Annotated in this window: 16 protein-coding genes and 2 tRNA genes; 6 read left to right on the top strand and 12 right to left on the bottom strand. The window is 72.4% G+C overall.

Going from position 1 to position 19,116, the window contains the following annotated elements; genetic code table 11:
- Positions 1-12: 12 nt before the first annotated feature.
- Genes purL through purS form a run of 3 tightly spaced genes read right to left on the bottom strand, consistent with a single transcriptional unit; the run spans position 13 to position 3,202 of the window.
- Positions 13-2,268: a phosphoribosylformylglycinamidine synthase subunit PurL gene (purL, locus tag ACR68M_RS16705; protein ID WP_441251299.1), complete on the bottom strand. Its 2,256-nt coding sequence runs from the start codon at positions 2,266-2,268 to the stop codon at positions 13-15.
- Positions 2,268-2,945: a phosphoribosylformylglycinamidine synthase subunit PurQ gene (gene purQ, locus ACR68M_RS16700; RefSeq protein WP_441251298.1), complete on the bottom strand. Its 678-nt coding sequence runs from the start codon at positions 2,943-2,945 to the stop codon at positions 2,268-2,270. The genes purL and purQ overlap by 1 nt, the downstream gene beginning before the upstream one ends.
- Complete coding sequence (gene purS / locus ACR68M_RS16695; RefSeq protein ID WP_441251297.1) at positions 2,942-3,202, bottom strand: phosphoribosylformylglycinamidine synthase subunit PurS; 261 nt, start codon at positions 3,200-3,202, stop codon at positions 2,942-2,944. The genes purQ and purS overlap by 4 nt, the downstream gene beginning before the upstream one ends.
- Before the next feature lie 477 nt (positions 3,203-3,679).
- Between purS and ACR68M_RS16690 the strand changes: the two genes are divergently transcribed.
- From ACR68M_RS16690 to ACR68M_RS16680, 3 genes are all read left to right on the top strand, one after another.
- Complete coding sequence (locus ACR68M_RS16690; protein WP_104817179.1) at positions 3,680-3,997, top strand: histone-like nucleoid-structuring protein Lsr2; 318 nt, start codon at positions 3,680-3,682, stop codon at positions 3,995-3,997.
- Between the two features lie 143 nt (positions 3,998-4,140).
- Positions 4,141-4,213, top strand: a tRNA-Gly gene (locus ACR68M_RS16685).
- Between the two features lie 23 nt (positions 4,214-4,236).
- Positions 4,237-4,309 (top strand) — tRNA-Gly (locus ACR68M_RS16680).
- A gap of 96 nt (positions 4,310-4,405) precedes the next feature.
- Here the strand turns inward: ACR68M_RS16680 and ACR68M_RS16675 are convergent.
- The 4 genes from ACR68M_RS16675 to purD form a co-directional block, all read right to left on the bottom strand.
- Entirely contained in the window at positions 4,406-5,305 is a 900-nt protein-coding gene (locus tag ACR68M_RS16675) for a phosphoribosylaminoimidazolesuccinocarboxamide synthase (RefSeq protein ID WP_441251296.1), read from the bottom strand.
- A 97-nt stretch (positions 5,306-5,402) separates the two neighbouring features.
- Positions 5,403-6,941 (bottom strand): N,N-dimethylformamidase beta subunit family domain-containing protein, encoded by a 1,539-nt coding sequence (locus tag ACR68M_RS16670; RefSeq protein ID WP_441251295.1) that lies wholly within the window; start codon positions 6,939-6,941, stop codon positions 5,403-5,405.
- A gap of 151 nt (positions 6,942-7,092) precedes the next feature.
- Complete coding sequence (locus tag ACR68M_RS16665; RefSeq protein WP_441251294.1) at positions 7,093-8,601, bottom strand: hypothetical protein; 1,509 nt, start codon at positions 8,599-8,601, stop codon at positions 7,093-7,095.
- 576 nt (positions 8,602-9,177) lie between these two features.
- Complete coding sequence (purD, locus tag ACR68M_RS16660) at positions 9,178-10,425, bottom strand: phosphoribosylamine--glycine ligase (protein WP_441251293.1); 1,248 nt, start codon at positions 10,423-10,425, stop codon at positions 9,178-9,180.
- Between the two features lie 387 nt (positions 10,426-10,812).
- On the opposite strand from purD, the gene ACR68M_RS16655 reads away from it, so the two are divergent.
- Positions 10,813-11,598, top strand: coding sequence for an SLATT domain-containing protein (locus tag ACR68M_RS16655; protein ID WP_441251292.1), 786 nt, complete (start codon positions 10,813-10,815; stop codon positions 11,596-11,598).
- 55 nt (positions 11,599-11,653) lie between these two features.
- Here the strand turns inward: ACR68M_RS16655 and ACR68M_RS16650 are convergent, their stop codons facing one another.
- The 3 genes from ACR68M_RS16650 to ACR68M_RS16640 form a co-directional block, all read right to left on the bottom strand.
- Positions 11,654-12,301 carry a hypothetical protein gene (locus ACR68M_RS16650; RefSeq protein WP_441251291.1) on the bottom strand — a complete coding sequence of 216 codons (648 nt, stop codon included), beginning with the start codon at positions 12,299-12,301 and terminating at the stop codon, positions 11,654-11,656.
- 44 nt (positions 12,302-12,345) lie between these two features.
- Complete coding sequence (locus ACR68M_RS16645) at positions 12,346-13,308, bottom strand: GntR family transcriptional regulator (protein WP_441251290.1); 963 nt, start codon at positions 13,306-13,308, stop codon at positions 12,346-12,348.
- A 155-nt stretch (positions 13,309-13,463) separates the two neighbouring features.
- Positions 13,464-14,261, bottom strand: a complete 798-nt coding sequence (locus ACR68M_RS16640) for a carbon-nitrogen family hydrolase (RefSeq protein WP_441251289.1) — start codon at positions 14,259-14,261, stop codon at positions 13,464-13,466.
- A gap of 205 nt (positions 14,262-14,466) precedes the next feature.
- Here ACR68M_RS16640 and ACR68M_RS16635 point away from each other — a divergent pair, with 205 nt between their 5' ends.
- Positions 14,467-15,288 (top strand): maleylpyruvate isomerase family mycothiol-dependent enzyme, encoded by an 822-nt coding sequence (locus ACR68M_RS16635; protein WP_441251288.1) that lies wholly within the window; start codon positions 14,467-14,469, stop codon positions 15,286-15,288.
- 152 nt (positions 15,289-15,440) lie between these two features.
- The gene (locus ACR68M_RS16630) at positions 15,441-16,277 is read left to right on the top strand and encodes a BRO-N domain-containing protein (protein ID WP_441251287.1); all 837 of its coding nucleotides are present in this window, start codon (positions 15,441-15,443) and stop codon (positions 16,275-16,277) included.
- A 105-nt stretch (positions 16,278-16,382) separates the two neighbouring features.
- On the opposite strand, the gene ACR68M_RS16625 is transcribed toward ACR68M_RS16630, so the two are convergent.
- Positions 16,383-17,720, bottom strand: a complete 1,338-nt coding sequence (locus tag ACR68M_RS16625) for an MFS transporter (protein WP_441251633.1) — start codon at positions 17,718-17,720, stop codon at positions 16,383-16,385.
- Positions 17,721-17,781: 61 nt separating this feature from the next.
- A complete protein-coding gene (locus ACR68M_RS16620; RefSeq protein WP_441251286.1) occupies positions 17,782-19,014 on the bottom strand; it encodes a M64 family metallopeptidase in 1,233 nt (410 codons plus the stop codon).
- Between the last annotated feature and the right edge of the window lie 102 nt (positions 19,015-19,116).

The raw sequence follows: 19,116 nt of genomic DNA, 5'->3' as shown, positions 1-19,116 counted from the left end.
GACTTCGAACTGCTACGCCAGCAGGGCCTCGATGACGCCGGTGTGGGCGTCCTTCAGCTCCGCGAGCGAGACGGTGAACTGGCCCTGGAATTCCACGACATCACCGTCGACCACGCCGATCCGGGTCGCCGGGAGGCTGCGGGCGCCGCACATCTCGTTGAACCGGAGCTCCTCGCTGCGCGGGATGGACACGATCGCGCGCCCCGCCGACTCGGAGAACAGGAAGACGAACGGGTCCAGACCCTCGGGCACGATGATCCGCGCGCCGTTGCCGCCCTTGAGGCAGCTCTCCACCAGGGCCTGGGCCAGGCCGCCGTCGGAGAGGTCGTGCGCGGCGTCGATCATGCCGTCGCGCGAGGCGGCGATCAGGATCTCGCCGAGCAGCCGCTCGCGCTCCAGGTCGACCTTGGGCGGCAGGCCGCCCAGGTGGTCGTGCGCGACCTGCGTCCAGGCGGAGCCGCCCAGCTCGTCGGCAGTGTCGCCGAGCAGGTAGATCACCTGGCCCTCCTCGGCGAAGCCGATCGGGGTCCGGCGGGTGACGTCGTCGATGACGCCGAGCACCGCGACCACGGGGGTCGGGTGGATGGCGACGTCGCCGGTCTGGTTGTAGAGCGAGACGTTGCCGCCGGTGACGGGGGTGCCGAGCACCAGGCAGGCGTCGGCCAGGCCACGGGTGGCCTCGGCGAACTGCCACATCACGTCCGGGTCCTCGGGGGAGCCGAAGTTGAGGCAGTCGGAGATGGCGAGCGGCTTGGCGCCACCGGCGGCGACGTTGCGGTACGCCTCCGCCAGGGCCAGCTGGGCGCCGGTGTACGGGTCCAGCTTGGCGTAGCGGCCGTTGCCGTCGGTGGCGACCGAGACGCCGAGGTTGGTCTCCTCGTCGATCCGGATCATGCCGGAGTCCTCGGGGGAGGCCAGCACGGTGTTGCCGATGACGTACCGGTCGTACTGGTCGGTGATCCACGCCTTGGAGGCCTGGTTCGGGGAGGAGACCAGCTGCAGCAGGGCTGCCTTCAGCTCCTCGCCGCCGACCGGGCGCTTCAGCCGGTCCGCCGTCGGCGCGTCGGCCTGGAGGGCGTCCTGCCAGCTCGGGCGGGCGTACGGGCGGTTGTACTGCGGGCCGTCGTGGGCGACGGAGCGCGGCGGCACGTCGACGACCTGCTCGCCGTGCCAGAAGATCTCCAGCCGCTCGCCGTCGGTCACCTCACCGATGACGGTGGCGATGACGTCCCACTTCTCGCAGATCTCCAGGAAGCGGTCGACCTTGCCGGGCTCGACGATGGCGCACATGCGCTCCTGCGACTCGCTCATCAGGATCTCCTCGGGGGAGAGCGAGGAGTCGCGGAGCGGCACGGTGTCCAGCTCGACCCGCATGCCGCCGGAGCCGGCCGAGGCCAACTCGCTGGTGGCACACGACAGTCCGGCGCCGCCGAGGTCCTGGATGCCGAGCACCAGCTTCTCGGCGAAGATCTCCAGGGTGCACTCGATGAGGAGCTTCTCCTGGAAGGGGTCGCCGACCTGCACGGCCGGGCGCTTGGCCGGGCCGGTGGCGTCGAAGGTCTCCGAGGCGAGCACGGAGACGCCGCCGATGCCGTCGCCGCCGGTGCGGGCACCGTAGAGGATGACCTTGTTACCGGCACCCGAGGCCTGCGCGAGGTGGATGTCCTCGTGCTTCATCACGCCGACGCACAGGGCGTTGACGAGCGGGTTGCCCTGGTAGCAGGAGTCGAAGACGACCTCGCCGCCGATGTTCGGCAGGCCCAGGCAGTTGCCGTAGCCGCCGATGCCCGCGACGATCCCGGGCAGCACGCGCCGGGTGTCGGGGTGGTCGGCCGCACCGAAGCGCAGCGGGTCCATCACGGCGACCGGGCGGGCGCCCATCGCCAGGATGTCGCGGACGATGCCGCCGATGCCGGTGGCCGCGCCCTGGTAGGGCTCGATGTACGACGGGTGGTTGTGCGACTCGACCTTGAAGGTCACGGCGTAGCCCTGGCCGACGTCGACGACGCCCGCGTTCTCGCCGATGCCGACGAGCATGGCGTCCGAGGCGGGCGCCTTCTCGCCGAACTGCTTCAGGTGCACCTTGGAGCTCTTGTACGAGCAGTGCTCCGACCACATGACGGAGTACATCGCGAGCTCGGCGCCGGTGGGGCGGCGGCCGAGGATCTCGCGGATCTTCGCGTACTCGTCTTCCTTGAGCCCGAGTTCGGCCCAGGGCTGGGCGGCGTCGGGGGTCTGCTCAGCGTTCTTTACGGTGTCCAGCGACATCAGGCGTTCACCAACTGCTTCAGGACGGAGGTGAAGAAGCCCAGGCCCTCGGTGGTCGGGCCGGTGAGCGGCTCCACGGCGTGCTCGGGGTGCGGCATCAGGCCGACGACATTGCCGGCGGCGTTGGTGATCCCGGCGATGTCGCGGTACGAACCGTTGGGGTTCACGTCCACGTACCGGGCCACGATCCGGCCCTCGGCCTCCAGCGCGTCGAGCACGTGCGCGTCGGCGACGAAGCGCCCCTCGCCGTTCTTCAGCGGGACGACGATTTCCTGGCCGGCCGAGTAATCCCGGGTCCAGGCGGTGTCGGCGTTCTCGATCCGCAGCTTCTGGTCGCGGCAGACGAAGTGCAGCGAGTCGTTGCGGGTGAGCGCGCCCGGCAGCAGGTGCGATTCGCAGAGCACCTGGAAGCCGTTGCAGATACCGAGGACGGGCATTCCCAGCTTGGCCTGCTCGATGACGGTCTCCATCACCGGCGAGAAGCGGGAGATGGCGCCGCAGCGCAGATAGTCACCGTAGGAGAATCCGCCCGGCAGGACGACGGCGTCGACCTGGTGGAGATCCTTGTCACGGTGCCAGAGCGCGACCGGCTCGGCGCCGGCCAGGCGGACCGCGCGCTGGGCGTCACGGTCGTCGAGCGAGCCGGGGAAAGTGACGACGCCTACGCGGGTGGTCACTTGCCGTCCTCCTCGACTCGGACGGTGAAGTCCTCGATCACGGTGTTGGCGAGGAAGGTCTCGGCGGCTTCGCGGATGCGGGCGAGGGCGGCCTCGTCGACCGGCCCCTCCAGCTCCAGCTCGAAACGCTTTCCCTGGCGGACATCGGCGATCCCGGCGTACCCGAGACGCGGCAGCGCACGCTGCACCGCCTGTCCCTGGGGGTCGAGGATCTCCGGCTTGAGCATGACGTCGACTACGACGCGTGCCACTGGCACTCCCGATGGTGTGGTGCGTGAAGGCGGGGGGACCTTCAGAGTACCGGGGCTTTCGGGCGCTTTTGCGAGCCGGGCAGGGCGACGCGCGTAGATCGCCACCCCTTACGAACCAGGGGTTCCCTGCCCCTCCCACCCCCCTTCCACACCTGGTTTCACCAGCGGTAATCCCTGGTACGGACCTTCTCCGAGAACACCCGAATACCGGCACACCGGACATGTCGGCCATCGGTATCCGAACCGCAAATCACCGTCCGGGCGGCGGATCGGTGATGCACCGTGAATATCCGGAAAAAGAATGCATGGACCCTTCGATTTCAACCGGCTTTTGGTGCAGAATAAGGGCGACCGGCAGCGGTGAGCGCTGCGTATCGGCATGGCCTGGCCCGCTGCCCACGTGCGCTTTCGCCACCGGTGCACAGGGCCGCCGAGCCGCATCCCCGCACCCGACGGCCGAATTGCCCGAGAGGATTGACACCCATGGCTCAGCGTGTAGTCGTCACGCTCTCCGACGACCTGGACGGCGGCACTGCCGCGGAAACCGTCCACTTCGGCGTCGACGGGAAGTCGTACGAGATCGACCTGTCCCTGGACAACGCGGAAAAGCTGCGGGAGGCCCTCGCTCCGTTCGTCGCGGCCGGGCGCCGCCAGAGCCGCAGCGGAAAGTCCTTCCGCCGCACGGCCCTTACGCCGGACCCGGCGGCCGTCCGCGCCTGGGCGCAGTCCCACGGCATGGAGCTGCCCGCCCGTGGCCGCATCCCCAAGCACGTGTACGAGGCGTTCGCCGACGCCAACTGACGCCGCCCCTCGTGCAGTCGTCGCCCTTCCCCGCCCCTGACCGGGAGGGGTGGGGCGACCACCTCGATCCATGGGGTAAAGTATTCCTCGTCGCCACAACCGGGAGATCGGGAGAGGCGGCCGGTGCCCTAGACAAGCACCGTGCGGACGTGGCTCAGTTGGTAGAGCATCACCTTGCCAAGGTGAGGGTCGCGAGTTCGAATCTCGTCGTCCGCTCGCAGTACATAACCGAAGATCGTGCGGACGTGGCTCAGTTGGTAGAGCATCACCTTGCCAAGGTGAGGGTCGCGAGTTCGAATCTCGTCGTCCGCTCAGTTGAAAGGCCCCCTCATCGAGGGGGCCTTTCGCGTTCCCTACTTCTGCACACCTTCGGCCTGGGGGCGCCCGGAGGCGCCCCCAGCCGTACGGCTAGACCCAGGTGTTGCCGGTCAGCCGCTCGTACGCCTCGACGTACTTGGCCCGGACGCGGTCGACGACCTCGGCGGGCAGCTCGGGCGGCGGCAGCTCGCTGTGGCGGTCCCAGCCGGACTCCGGCGAGGTCAGCCAGTCCCGGATGAACTGCTTGTCGTAGGAGGGCTGGGCGTGCCCCGGCTCCCACTGGTCGGCGGGCCAGAAGCGCGAGGAGTCCGGCGTCAGCACCTCGTCGCCGATCACCAGCTCGCCGTCCAGCAGACCGAACTCGAACTTGGTGTCGGCCAGGATGATGCCGCGGTCACGCGCGATGTCCCGGGCCCGGGAGTACACGGCCAGCGTGGTCTGGCGCAGCGTGGTGGCCAGTTCGGCGCCGAGTCGGCGGGCCGTCTCCTCGTAGGGGACGTTCTCGTCGTGCTCGCCGACCTCGGCCTTGAGCGCGGGGGTGTAGATCGGGCTGGGCAGCTCGGAGCCGTCCTCCAGACCCTCGGGCAGCGCGATGCCGCAGACCGTGCGGTCGGCGCGGTACTCCAGCAGGCCGGAGCCGGTCAGGTAGCCACGGGCCACGCACTCGACCGGCGCCATCTCCAGGCTGCGGCAGATCAGCGTGCGGCCGGCCCAGTCGGCGGGCGCCCCGGCCGGGAGCTCGGTGGAGATCACGTGGTTGGGGACGATGTCCGCGATCCGCTCGAACCACCACAGCGAGAGCTGGGTGAGGATGCGGCCCTTGTCGGGGATCTCGTTGGGCAGCACCCAGTCGAAGGCGGAGGTGCGGTCGCTGGCGACCATCACCAGCTCCCCCGACTCGGCACGGTAGAGGTCGCGCACCTTGCCGGTGTGCAGGTGGACCAGGCCGGGCACCTGGACCGGCTCGGGCTTGGTGACAAATCCGCTCAAGGTCGTCTCAGTCCTCAGGGGTGGTTCGCGTGTGGGGTGCCGCGAAGTGGGAGGTCACTGACCCCGAGTCTTTCACGAGCGCCGTCGGCGGCAGCCGTCAGCCGTCCTTGCACAGCTGGTCGAGCAGGTTGGCGGTGGCCCGCTGGACGCGCTCGTCGGTGTGCCCCGGCCGGTCCAGCGCGGGCGACCAGGCGAAGGTGCCGGCGGCGAAGACGTACGCGCCGCTCGGCGCCCGGTAGAGCGAGGTCTCCTGGTGGCGGGTGCGCCCGGCGCCGTCCCGGTAGGGCGAGTGGGCGAGCAGGATCCGCTCGGTGTGCGGCGCGAGCGGGACTCTGGGGTGGTAGTGGTCGGCCTCCCCCGCGACCAGGCCGGGCAGTTCGTCGCCGTCCCGCAGGCCGGTGCCCGCCCAGAGCCAGTGCCCGGTGTTCCGGGCGACCAGCGGGGAGGGCGAGGCGACACTGCCGCCGTACTGCACGCCGATCAGGTGCTGCTCGGGCTCCCCCGCGTCCCGCCAGAGCGCGCTGTGGCTGCCGTGCACCCCGTACGCGGCGTGGCCGGCCGGGACGCGCTGGCGTTTGCGGCAGTTGAGCAGCCGGTTCGGCTCGCCGGAGGCCCCGGCGCTCAACTCGACCCGCCAGTACATGGTGTTGGCGGAGAGGAAGACCAGCGAGGTGCCGCCGTCCCGGGCCCGCTCGGCCGCTCGGCGCATCGGCTCGGACCAGTACTCGTCGTGCCCGGGGAAGACCAGCGCCTTGTGCCGGGCCGGCTCGACCAGCCCGGCGTGCAGGTCGGAGGCGGTGGCGTAGGAGAGGTCGTAGCCGTACCGCTCGGCCCAGCGGATGAAGTCGTACGCGTGCCCGACGTGCAGCGGCAGCCCGGCCCCGGCGTGCGGGCGGTCGAAGGAGACCGTCACGGCGGCGTCCGGCTCGCGCAGCAGCCCGCCCCGGCCGTCCCAGGCGTGGTAGAGGCTGGCGCCGTCGCGGCCGTCCTCGGGGAAGAGGTTGTACGCCTGCCAGGTCACGTCCGGCAGCACCAGCAGCAGCTCGGCCGGGTGCGTCGGCTGGTCGAAGTCCCGCACGGTGAAGGGGATGTGACTGCGGTGCAGGTTGTCGGCGGTGGTGAGCACCGCGACGTACGCGCCGGGGTGCCAGTGCTGCGGGACGTGCAGCCGCCAGGACTGCCACCAGTGGTGGCAGGAGACCGTCCGGCCGACCACCAGCGGGGGCGCCTGGGCGATGCCGGCGATCCTCGGGCTGGACGTCATGTGGTGTGCGCCGTCGCCGCCGTAGTGGCCGATCCGGTAGATGTCGACGGTGAACTCGCGCGGCGGGTGCACGGTGACGCGGAAGTCGACCGAACCGCCGGGGCGGACCACCCCGGCCGAGGCGAAGCCCTTGATCTGCTGCACGACGTCGTCGGAGTTACCGGGGGTGCCGACGGGCGGCGCGGGGCGGGCCGCCTCGACCGGCCGCTGGCCGGGGGCGTCGACGCTGACGTACCAGGGCACCGCCCCTTCGGCCCCGGCCACGTAGTGGTCCGGGCTGCGCAGCCAGGGCAGCGGCCCCTGGCCGAAGGGGTCGGACACGCCGTGTGCCAGCGTCCCGGACTCCCAGCGGCGGTTGAGTTCCGTCCCCACGCGCCCCTCCCCACAGTTCACGCCCGCGCGGCATGTGCCAAGCGGATGTGCGTGCGGTCCAGCACATCACATCCCGCTGGCGCTGCGTCACCCCACGGTAGCAACAAGTATTGTTGAAATTTGGCTTACTGACGCCCCGTCCGGTTGTGGACTACAGCCGGACGGGACGCTCCAGCCGGACGCCCTCCGCCTCCAGCCAGCCGCGCAGCGGCGCGTCCTTGCCCTGCTCGACGGCCTCCGCCACCGCGAGCGCCAGATCGGGGCGCCGGACACCACCGATCAGCAGCACCGGGCCGTCCAGCCAGTCCAGGCCCGGGGTGCCGGCCCCGGCGTCGATGACGGCGCAGCAGACCGTCGCCGTGACGTGCTCGACCAGCAGGTCACGGCCGCTGCGCGCGGGTTGCAGCAGGGGCGCGGAGCGGGCGGCGCGCGCCAGCTGGAGGGCGAGTGCGGCGGCCAGGGGCTCACCGTCACCCTCCGCGAGCCGGGCCAGCAGCAGGTGCAGCGTCGGGCCGGACCGGCGCCCGGCGTCGCCGTCCAGCGCGGCCTGAAGGGCTGTGGCCTGGACTCGCCAGCCCCGGTCGGCCACCTGCTCCGGGTAGTCGGCCCAGTCCAGCTCCTGCCAGGCGGCGGGGGCGCCCGAGGGCCCGGTGAAGAGCTCCGCCGCGAGCAGCGAGACGGCCGCGTCGACGGCGCCCGGCTCCTCCAGCAGGTCGCAGGCCGGGCGGTCGCCGAGGCGGCGCTCGTAGCCGTCGGCGAGGCGGTCCCGGCGGGAGAGCTCGGTGAGCGCCGAGACGACGCCCGCGTTGAGGTGCGCCGGGTGGCGGCCGAGCCGCCAGGCGGGCAGCGCGACTCGGGTCAGCAGCCTGTCCCACCCCGCGTAGGCGAGGCCGACCTGCTCCTGGGCCGAGATCCGCAGGCCGTAGTCGACGGCCTTGGCGCGCTCCGAGGCACGGGCCGCGACGGCCCGCTCCAGCTCGGCGGAGTGCTCGCGGCAGGCGCCGAGCAGGGCGCGGGTGATCCGGGCGGTGAGCGCGGCCGTGCCCCGGCGGGGCTCGCCGAGCGCCGCGTCCAGGCTGCGGACGAAGCGGCGGGCGGCGGCGATCTCCGGGTCGGCGGCGGCGGCCGTACCGGCCACCACGGGGGCGAGCAGGGCGCGCAGCTCGCCGGCGCGCATCCACCAGAGGAACGGCGAGCCGATCACCAGCACCGGCGCCGGCGGCTCGGCCGGGCGGCGGGCGAGGACGCCGCGGCGCGGGTGGTCGTCCTCCAGCCAGCTGTCGCAGTCCGGTGTGATCGCGATCCCCGCCGGGGCGGGCACGTCCAGGTGCTCGGCGAGCTCGTTGATCAGCCGGTACAGCTCCGGCGCCTCGGACGGCCCGACCGCGACGGCCGGGGTGCGGGGCGGTACGGCCCGCGCGTGCGCCCTCGCCACCAGGTAGGCGACCAGCAGCGTCACCACCGCGACTATGGAGACCACCCAGCGGGCCGCGTCCCACCCGGCCGCGTCGGCGGAGCCGGGCGCGCCGATGCGGCCCGTGGCCCGCCCGGCGAGCAGCACCACGGCGCATGCGGCGGGCAGCACGGCGGCGGCCAGCGCCCGCCCTCGGACCCGCAGCACGGCCTGGGCACGTGCGCGGGCTGCGTCGACAGCGGCCATAAGGCGCGGCACCCCCTTCGGAGCGCTCGGAGACGGAGTGGATCGTGGAAATCCCGGCGCAATTCGCCGAGCCCGACCGTCCGGTCTTCCGAGCCGGCTCGAAATGATCAGTATCCGACCGGGAAACAGCGGCAGCCGACCCCGGTTGAGCATCCTGCACGGCACTTCTGACAGTTTTGACGCCCGTGTGCGGGTGAGCGTTCCAGAACGACACGGTTTCCACCCGTCCTGGTGACGAACGCGTGCGCTCCCGCCCTCCGCAACCCCCGCCAGCATCCCCCCGGCCGGGCCGGGCCACCCGGCGGTGATCACCAGGGCGCAGCCGCCGCCACGGCGATGCAGCGCACCCTAAGGCCGGGAGTCGCACCGCGTCAGCCGGATGCCGAGTCCATCACCCGAAGGGCTGGAATCCTGCCGCCGTCCGGTGTGGCGGCTGGCCTCCGGACGCGGCGGCGCGCCTTGCGCCACCGGGATGACCGGGGGCTGTGACCGGGGCGCAGAAGGGGGCGCAAAAGGGGCGCGGGGCTCTGCTCGATCGAGCAGGGCCCCGCGCCCCGGGGTGGTGCAGGGTCGGCCCTACCGGGCTGCCTTCTCCGCGATGTCCGTGCGGTGGTGGGCGCCCTTGAGGGAGATCTTCCCGATGCCCCGGTAGGCCCGGGTGCGGGCCTCGGCGAGGTCGGTGCCGGTCGCGGTGACCGAGAGCACCCGGCCACCGGCGCTGAGCACCGAACCGTCGGCACCGGCGGCGGTGCCCGCGTGCAGCACGTACACCGTGCCGTCGGCGGCCTCCGCCTCGGCCAGGCCCTCGATCGGGTCACCCGTGCGCGGCGCGGCCGGGTAGCCCTCGGAGGCGATCACCACGGTGACGGCGGCGCCGTCGTCCCAGCGCAGCGGCTCCAGGGCCCCGAGGGTGCCCTCCGCCGAGGCCAGCAGGACGCCACCGAGGGGGGTGCGCAGCCGGGCCAGCACGACCTGCGTCTCCGGGTCGCCGAAGCGCGCGTTGAACTCGATCACCCGGGTGCCGCGCGAGGTGAGCGCCAGACCCGCGTAGAGCAGCCCGGAGAACGGGGTGCCCCGGCGGCGCAGCTCGTCCACGGTGGGCTGGAGAACGGTCTCCAGCACCTCCTGCACCAGGCCCTCGGGGGCCCAGGGCAGCGGCGAGTACGCGCCCATGCCGCCGGTGTTCGGGCCCTCGTCACCGTCCAGGGCGCGCTTGAAGTCCTGCGCGGGCACCAGCGGGAGCACCGTGGTCCCGTCGGTGATCGCGAAGAGCGACACCTCCGGGCCGTCCAGGTACTCCTCGATCACGGTGCGCTCGCAGGAGGCCGCGTGGGCCAGCGCCTCGGCGCGGTCGGAGGTGACCACGACGCCCTTGCCGGCCGCGAGGCCGTCGTCCTTCACCACGTACGGGGCGCCGAAGGCGTCCAGCGCCTCGGCCGCCTCGGCCGGGGTGGTGCAGACGTAGCTGCGGGCGGTGGGCACTCCGGCGCCGGCCATGACGTCCTTGGCGAACGCCTTGGAGCCCTCCAGCTGGGCGGCCGCCCCGGAGGGGCCGAAGACCGGGATGCCGGCCGCGCGCACGGCGTCGGAGACACCCGCGACGAGCGGGGCCTCCGGGCCGACCACGACCAGGTCGGCGGCCAGCTGCCGGGCGAGCGCGGTGACGGCCGCACCGTCCAGCTGGTCGACAGGGTGCACCGTCGCCACCTGCGCGATCCCGGCGTTACCCGGGGCGCAGTGCAACTCGGTGACGTCGGAATCTTGGGACAGAGAGCGGCACAGGGCGTGTTCGCGGGCGCCGCCGCCGATGACGAGGACCTTCACGCCTGGAAGCGTAGTCGGTGGCCTGTTCGGGCTGCTCCCCGGCTCCGTCGGAAGCTCCAACCAGGTGGCGTGGGAGCCCTTGACGACTGTAGGAACCTCCATGAGCTGCCGGTGTGTCCCCGGCGTGTCATGGCAGCGGGACGACGGGGGCTCGCTCGGACGGGTGAAATCTCGCCACCCGCCGAAACCCTCCCACCTCGGACGCAAGGGGTGAAATCCGGTAACGATCACTGCGGAACCGGCCACGCGGTCAGCCATTTGGCGGTAAGAAGTGCTGTTGGGCAGCCACCCGCACCGGGCCTGCCCGCACCACCAGCACCGACCGCACCACCAGCACCGAGCGCCCAGCCAGGGCCTCAGCAGTCCCCGCCACAGGGAGCCCCACAGGTGAGCCAGCCGGAAATGCAGCCCGAGGAGAGTCCCTGGGGCAAGGAAGTCGGCGAGGAGGACCAACCCGCCGCCCCCTCCCCCGGACGTGCCCCGACCCGTCGCCGCACCGACCTGAGTGCCCGCCAGTTCCCCCTCGGGGACTGGGGCGAGCCCGCCGAGCGGCTGGAGGAGCTCTACCGCTGGTCGGAGGAGCGGGCCGTCGAGGCGATCGACTGGTACCGGAAGGACCGGATCTGGAAGCGGCGCTGGGCACGGCTGCTGCGGTTCGGCGCGGCCGTCTTCGCGGCGGTCGGGGTGACGGCCCCGCTGGTCGCCCTCACCGGCCTCGCCGACCGCGCCGCCGACTGGGGGTACGTCGGCCTGGCGCTCTCCGTCGCCTGCCTCGGCGCGGACCGCGCCTTCGGCCTGACCTCCGGCTGGATGCGGGACGTCAGCACCTCCCAGGCCCTCCAGCGGCGCCTGGAGGCGTTCCAGTTCGACTGGGCCTCCGAGTGCGTACGCGAGGTGCTCGGCCCGACCGAGGGCACCGCCGGGGAGGCGGCCGAGCGCTGCCTCGGGGTGCTGCGGCGGTTCTGCGAGGACGTCTCCGACATGGTCCGCATCGAGACCTCGGAGTGGATGCTCGAATTCCGGGCCTCGATGACCCAGCTCCCCACCCAGTCGCCCGGCACCTGGGGCGGCCGCAGCGAGGGCAGCTCCGGCGCCCAGGTCCGCATCCTCCCCCCGCCGGGCGCCCGCCCGACCATGCCCCGCCAGCGCCCCCCGGAGGGACCGCTCCGCTGAACCCTTCGCGAAGGACCACCGGGCAACCTCCCGGGGGCTGACCAGGTGCGTGAAGTCAGGCGAAGACGACCATCGAGCCCTGGGTGACGCTCCGCGTCGCGGCCGCGTAGAGCCCCGCCCAGGCGTGGCGCTCGCGCGCGTAGGGGTGCTGGTCGTCGATCGGCGGGCCGAAGGGCTGCTCCAGGCCGGTCGGCGAGAGCGGGCGGGTCGGCAGTGGGGGCTGCAGCTGGTCTATCCCCAACAGCGGTGCGACCGCGAGGAGTTCACGCAGCAGCCCCTGCGAGGAGCCGAGCGGGCCGCCGGCCTCCAGCAACGCGTCGACCACCAGCGGGGTGTGGAAGTCGATCGGCACGTACGCCCCGGCGTGGTCGAAGTGCCAGACCAGGTGGGACTGCTCGGCCGTGCTCTCGAACATCTCCAGCAGCTGTTCGTAGTCGCTGCCGAGCTCGTCCACGGGGCTGAGCTGGAAGCCGGTGAGCCCCAGCAGGTAGGCCCGCCGGAGGAAGTGCAGCGAGTCGTAGTCGAAGGCGGCTATCGGCTCGACCGTGCCGCTGAAACCGGGCACGTACTCGTAGACCGGCACCTGCGGCAGCCCGTGGGCGGCGAGTGCGGCGTTGTACCGCACGAGGTCGTCCCGGAAGGGGTTCTCGGGGTTGTGCGTCAGCACGTCCACAAGCGGGACGAGCCAGAGGTCGCAGGCCATGGGCCGGCTCGTCCTCTCCGGTCGGCGGGCAACGACCGCCCACCCTACCGGCCCTTGGGCCCTCCACCGCCGGGCAGCAGCGGACGCCCGAACCGGCTGGGCGGCAGCGACCTCGGCAGCGGCACCAGGCCCAGCCCGACCTCGCCCGCCTCGACCACGACGGGCCCTCCGACCGTCCCCCCGGCCGTCCCCCCGAGAGGCCCTCCGACCGGCTCCGGCGGCGGCTCGGGGAGTGCGGTGAGCAGCGGGAGCACGGCGACCGACTCCAACGGGTTGCCGGTGAGCCGGGCCAGCAGCTCGATCGTGAAGAGGTTGTACTCGTTGACGATCCGGTGCGCCCCGGCGAGATCCCGCTCCTCGATCCGGTCGACCAGCTCGTGGTGACGGTCCCAGCAGACCCCGCTGAGATCGTCGGCGGCCCGCAGGTACGGCGCCGCGAACATCCACGACTGCACCCGCAGCCAGTCCAGGAAGTCGGCGATCCGCCGGTTGTCGAGCAGCGCCCCGGCCTCCGCCCAGAACCGCCGGTCGCAGCCGACCAGCACGTCCAGCTGGCCCGCCCGGGAGGCGCGGGCGGCGGCCTCGGCGCGGCGGCGCAGCGAGGGCAGGCGGTTCCAGTCGTAGGTGCTGGCCTTGGAGCGCAGCTGCCGGAAGGAGCTGTCGGTGAGCAGCGTCCGGCTCTCGAAGATCTCCAGGAAGTCGGCCCAGGTGAACTCGGGCACGGTGAATCCCCGGTGGTGCTCGGCCCAGAGCAGGCCCTGGGCCGCCAGGTCGACCAGGGCCTCGCGGGCCGGCGTCGCCGAGACGCCGTACAGCTCGGCGATCTCCTTGACGGTGAAGTTGCGCCCGGCGGCGAGCCGCCCGGCCATCATCTCCTCGCGCAGGGCACCGGCGATCTGCTCCCGGAGGCTGTTGCGCTGGATCGGCGGACGGCCGTCGCCACCACTGGCGGCACCGGACAGCCGGGCACCTGGAAGGTCGGCCCCGGACATCTGCGTTCCGGACATCTGGCGACGGCCTCCTCTCCGGGCTCGGGCCGGTGTGCTGGTTCGCGTCCGCTGCGGGCAGGCAGCTGAACACGACGACGGCTCATCTTCTCAAAAATGGGCACCAGATGCGCAATGCATTCACACCACCCGCAACCGGACAGCCGGCCTGTTGTTCAGCGTTGGACGGGCGCCGGGATGCCGAGCAGGCGGTCGCGGTGGACGGGGAAGTCGGCGCGGGCCTTGGAGACCTCCGCCGGGTCGAAGTCGACGGTGAGGACCTCCTCGCCCGCACCCGCCTCCGCCAGCACCTTCCCCCACGGGTCGACGACCACGCTGTGGCCGCCCTGTTCGACCCCGCCGTGCGTACCGGCGGTGTTGCAGGCCAGCACGTACGCCTGCTCCTCGACCGCACGGGCGCGGGCCAGCAGCGACCAGTGCTCGCGGCGGCGCTCCGGCCAGGCGGCCGGGACGATCAGCAGTTCGGCCCCGGCGTCCAGCAGGGCCCGGAAGAGCTCGGGGAAGCGGAGGTCGTAGCAGGTGGCCAGGCCCAGCGTGCCGATCTCGGTGGTGGCGGTGACGATCTCCTGCCCGGCGCCCATCACCACCGCCTCACCGCTGTCGAAGCCGAAGCGGTGGATCTTGCGGTAGGTGTGCGCCAGCTCGCCGTCGGGCGAGAAGAGCAGCGAGGTGTTGTAGATCGGCCCGTCCGGGTCGCGCTCGACGATCGACCCCGCGTGCAGCCAGACCCCGGCCGCCTTCGCGGCCGCCGACATGGCCTCCGCGGTCGGCCCGTCGAGCGTCTCGGCGCCGTCCGACCAGGCGTCGTAGGCGAAGCCGCCGAGCGGCCACAACTCCGGCAGCACCACGAGGTCGGCGCCCTCCTGGGCCCGTACCAGGGCGGCAGCCCTGGCCCGCCGCTCGGCCGGTGGTTCCTCGTCGGAGACCACGAGTTGGATCAATGAAGCGCGCACACTACCACCGTCCATGAGACCAGTCCTACGATCATCACCCGAAAGCACTGCCCTGCTGTCACCCGGCAGCGTAACGTGCGGTTAGCGCGTACGCCCGGAAGCCGGAATTCCCGGACCACGACGGACTCCCGACGGACTCCCCGCGGACTCCCTGCGGACTCCCGGGCGGCGCGGCAAGGAAGCTGACGGAGAGCCGGAGATTGCCGTGACGGACAACCAGACCGTGCAGACCTACATCGACGCCTGGACGCACTCCGTCGAGTCGATGTCCGAGCTGCTCGCGCCCCTGCCGGAGGACTCCTGGAACAGGGCCACCGAGTGCCCCGGCTGGTCCGTCCGCGACGTCGTCTCGCACGTCATCGCGGTCGAGTCCGAACTGCTCGGCGACCCCCGGCCGATCCACTCGCTGCCGCGCGACCTGCTGCACATCACCGGAGACTTCGCCAGGTACATGGAGCTGCCGGTCGACAAGCGCCGGTGCCACACCTCGCCGGAGATCACCAGCGAGCTGGAGTACACCGTCATCCGGCGCTCCCGTGCACTGCGCAACGCCAAGTACGAGGCGGGCGACCTCGTCCGCTGGCCCGGCGGCCCGGCGGCCCGCGAAATCCCGTACGCGGACATGCTGCGGCTGCGGGTCTTCGACGTCTGGGTGCACGAGCAGGACCTGCGGCGGGCCCTCGGCCTGCCCGGCAACCTCGACTCGGCCGCCGCCGTGATAGCCCGCGACCACCTCCTGCTCGCCCTCCCGAAGGTCGTCGCCAAGCTCGCGGGCGCCCCCGCCGGCAGCTCGGTCGCCTTCGACGTGACCGGCCCGCTGGAATTCCTCCGCACCGTCCGGGTGGACGACTCCGGCCGCGCCACCGTCGACAGCGCCGTCACCCTCGCCCCCGACGTCCAGCTCACCCTCGACTGGGAGACCTACCTCCGCCTCGCCTGCGGCCGAGGCCGCCCCGGCCCGGTCAAGGTCGACGGCGACCAGGAGCTCGCCGCCCGCATCCTGGCCAACTTCGCCGTCACCCCCTGACCCCGGCGTTACAGCCTGGTTGTCGCACGCCATCCCCGCACGCGGGGTGGCACACTTCGCGCTCCCGTACGTCCCCCTGGTACCGGTACGTCACCCGTTCGGCCTCGTTGTCCCGGGCAGCCCGAGAGCCGGGTCGAACGAAGGAGGACGTCATGGACGAGCAGGACGACCGGGACGAGATGGTGATGATGCGGTCGAGCTTCCCCGTCACGGGGCAGCCGATCAGGGTGGTGATGATCAACGACGAGCCGTGGTTCGTCATCGCCGACGTGTGCAAGATCCTGGGGCGGGAGAACCCCACCCGAACGAAGAGCATCGTCGACCCGGGCCAGTCCCGGGTCGTGAACCTCCGCGCGGTCACCCTTACTTTTGGTAAGGCTAAGGACTCCTCCGCAGGTGGGAAACCCTACGAGCGGGGCAACCCGATGACCAACGTGGTCAGCGAGAGCGGGCTCTACACGCTGATCATGCGGTCGAACAAGCCGACGGCGCTGCCGTTCCAGCGCTGGGTCACCGAGGAGTTGCTCCCCTCCATCCGGCGAGGCGACACCGACGTGCCGAAGCAGCAGCAGCGGATGGCCGAGACCCTCTCGGAGGCGATCGGCCAGCAGGTGCAGATCCTCGCCGAGATCCAGCAGGGTGACGGCGGGCCCGGGGTGCACGTCCGCTCGGACGGGACGGTGCACTGCCGTCACGGCGAGATGGAGTTCCGGGTGCCGAGCCGGGACGAGGACAGCGGGCCGCCCTTCGGGGCGTACTTCCAGTGCCCGAGCGTCGAGCGGGTCGGGATCAGGGGCGGCACGGCGCTGCCCCGCTGCGCGCGCCTGAAGCTGGTCGACCTGATCCGCCGCCTGGCCCGTCCCCCGGCCGCGCCGGAGCCGTCCCCGGCTGGCGGGCTGCTCGAGTGGGACGTCAGCTCGAACCGCGTCCGCGCCACCGCCCAGGACCTCGCCGACCTGCTGCGGAAGATGGGGCAGCAGCCCGAGTAGCAGCAACCGCCGTAACCCTTGCTTTGAGCGAGGGTTACGGCTTTTTCATGGCCCGAATTGCCTGCATATCGGTAAGGCTATCCACATCACTGCAGCTCACAAGCCCTATGCCCGCGCGAGCTTCCGCCGCAGGCGGACGATCGCCAGCAGCCCGCCCGCCATCGGCACGTACAGCCAGCAGAACGCCCAGCGGTACGTCTCCGCCGTGTAGCCGCCGGGGCCGGCGAGGGTGTCGAGGAGGAGGCCGACGCCGAGCAGGGTGATCATCGTGCCGATGAATCCGCCCATGTTGGCGATGCCGGAGGCGGTGCCGAGGCGTTCGAGCGGGTTGTGGGAGCGGGCGAAATCGAGGCCGACCAGGGAGGCGGGGCCGTTGCTGCCCATGACGAGGAGCAGCAGGACGAGCAGCCAGAGCGGCGGGTGGCCGGAGGGCCAGGCGAGGACGACGGCCCAGAGGGTGCCGGTGGTGGCGATGACGGTGTAGGCGATCGGCATCCGGGCGCGGGCGGAGCGCAGCAGGAGGCGGCCGAAGAGCAGCCCGAAGGCCATGTTGCTGAGGACGAGCAGGGTGAGCAGGCCGCCGGCCTCGGCGCGGCTCATGCCCTGGCCCTCGACCAGGTACGGGAGGCCCCAGAGCATCGCGAAGGCGTTGCCGGGGAACTGGGTGGTGAAGTGGATGGCGAGGCCGAGCCGGGTGCCGGGCTCGCGCCAGCAGTCGCGGATCTGGGTCCGTACGGGCACCCGCCGGACCACAGCGGACACGGGCACGGGCGCGGGCCCGGCGCCGGGCGGGGTCTCGCGGAGCAGCAGGGCGACGAGGGCGAAGACCCCGGCGCCGAGCACCGAGATGGTGGTGAAGGTGGTGGTCCAGCCGGCGCTGTGCAGGGCCTGGGCGACGACCACGGTGGTGACGAGGTTGCCGCAGGTGCCCATCAGGCCGGTGAGCTGGGCGACCAGGGCGTTCTTGGCGGCGGGGAACCAGCGGGCGGAGATCCGCAGGACGCTGATGAAGGTCATGGCGTCGCCGCAGCCGAGCACCGCGCGGGAGGCGAGTGCGGGGCCGAAGGAGGTGCTGAAGGCGAAGGCCAGCTGGCCGGCGCTGAGCAGGACGACGCCTGCCAGCAGGACCCGTCGGGGGCCGAAGCGGTCGACGAGCAGGCCGACCGGGATCTGCATGGCCGCGTAGACCAGCACCTGGAGGATCGAGAAGGTGGAGAGCGCGGAGGCGTTGATGCCGAAGCGCTGTGCGGCGTCCAGCCCGGCAACGCCGAGGCTGGTGCGGTGCAGGACGGCGAGGACGTAGACGCTGACGCCGATCGACCAGGCGAACCAGGCGGCCCGCCCGCCGGGCGGGGACCCGGGCAGCCCGGCGAGCGGTCCGGTGGTGAGGGGCGGCCGGGGGCCCGGGACGGAGCCTGCGCGGGCGGGGCTGAGCGGGTCCACGGTCACCCGGACAGCGTAACTACCTGATCGGATGATCATCCCGGAGGGAACGAATCCGGCCTCAGCCCCGCAGGGTCCAGGTCACCGTCCGGGTCATCCGGGCGTCCCGGAACGCCTCGTCGCGGACCCAGTCGGTGGTGTCCCGGACGGTCGCGGTGACGGTCAGGGTGCCGGTGCGCGGCGGCAGCCCGGAGGTGTCGAGCCAGGTGCGGTCCACCGCCTGCGGCTCGACGGAGACGCCGTTGACCCGCCAGTCGACCTGGAGCTGCCGGCCGCCGGTCAGGGCCACCGGCCTGACCTGGAGCCGGGGCCGCCCGGTCAGGTCGCCGGGGGCGGGGACGGGCGGGTCCATCGGGCTCACCCGGCGATAGATCTGCTCGATGATCGCCTCCCGCGAGGGCAGGTTGTACGTGCCGCCGAGGGTGCGCATGACGGAGTCGGCCGTCGGGCGGTAGACGCCGTTGGCGCTGCGGTACGCCCCGACCGTCCCGGCCCCGTCCGGCGACTGGGCGCCGAGCCAGCGCCACCACTTGACGTGGGTCCGGCTCATCTCCTCGGCGCCGACGGTGGCGAGGTTCGGGTAGTCGGCGTCCTCGGGGGCGCTGTCGTACTCGTCGCCGAGATCACCGACGGTGTGCCCTATCTCGTGCTGGATGATCCGCCCGGCGTCCGGGCTGCCGCCTGCCAGGGTGGTGACCCCGGTGCCGCCCGCGCCGCCGTACTCGGTGGAGTTGGCGAGCGCGATCAGGTACTGCGGGCCCTCGCCCTCCCCCGCGTACCGGGCGGTCGCGGACTCGTCCGCGCAGAGCAGCCGGGCGGTGCCCTCGCACCAGAAGTGCATGCCCAGGGGGGTGCCGAGCTTGCGGCTGTGGTTCTCCGTCTCGGCGATGCCGGAGACCGGGGAGACCACCTCGACCCGCCTTATGTTGAAGAAGCCCTGGTAGCTGCGGAAGGGCTCGATGTCCATCAGCGCGCGCCAGGCGCGGTCCGCCTGGTCGCGGAAGACGTTCTGCTGGTCGGCGGTGTAGCCGTCGCCGAGCAGCACCAGGGTGATCCGGTTCGCGGGCTCGCCGGTGCGCCTTATGTCGGTGGTCGGGGCGGTGCCCGCCGCGCGCAGGTCGGCGTGGGTGGCGGTGTGCGGCGGCACGGCGCGGTCCGGGCCGGGGGCGGGCGCGCCGATCACACCGAACGGCGACGGCGCCACCAGCTCCAGCGCGGCGGGCAGTACGGCGGCCGACAGCAGCACGAGCGCGGCCAGACTCCGGACGAGACGGCCAGGATTGCCAGACGGCATGCGGGTGCGTCCTCGGTGCTCCGGTCACCCGGCGGGCGCGCGGGTGGGGGGTCGCGAAGACGTACCCCCGGCGCACGCCGGGACAGCCGGTTCGCGCCGAGG

This window comes from Kitasatospora sp. McL0602 (genome assembly GCF_052076145.1).
GTDB lineage: Bacteria > Actinomycetota > Actinomycetes > Streptomycetales > Streptomycetaceae > Kitasatospora.
Note: the sequence above shows the minus strand (reverse complement) of the source record. Positions and strands in the feature narration are given on the sequence as shown.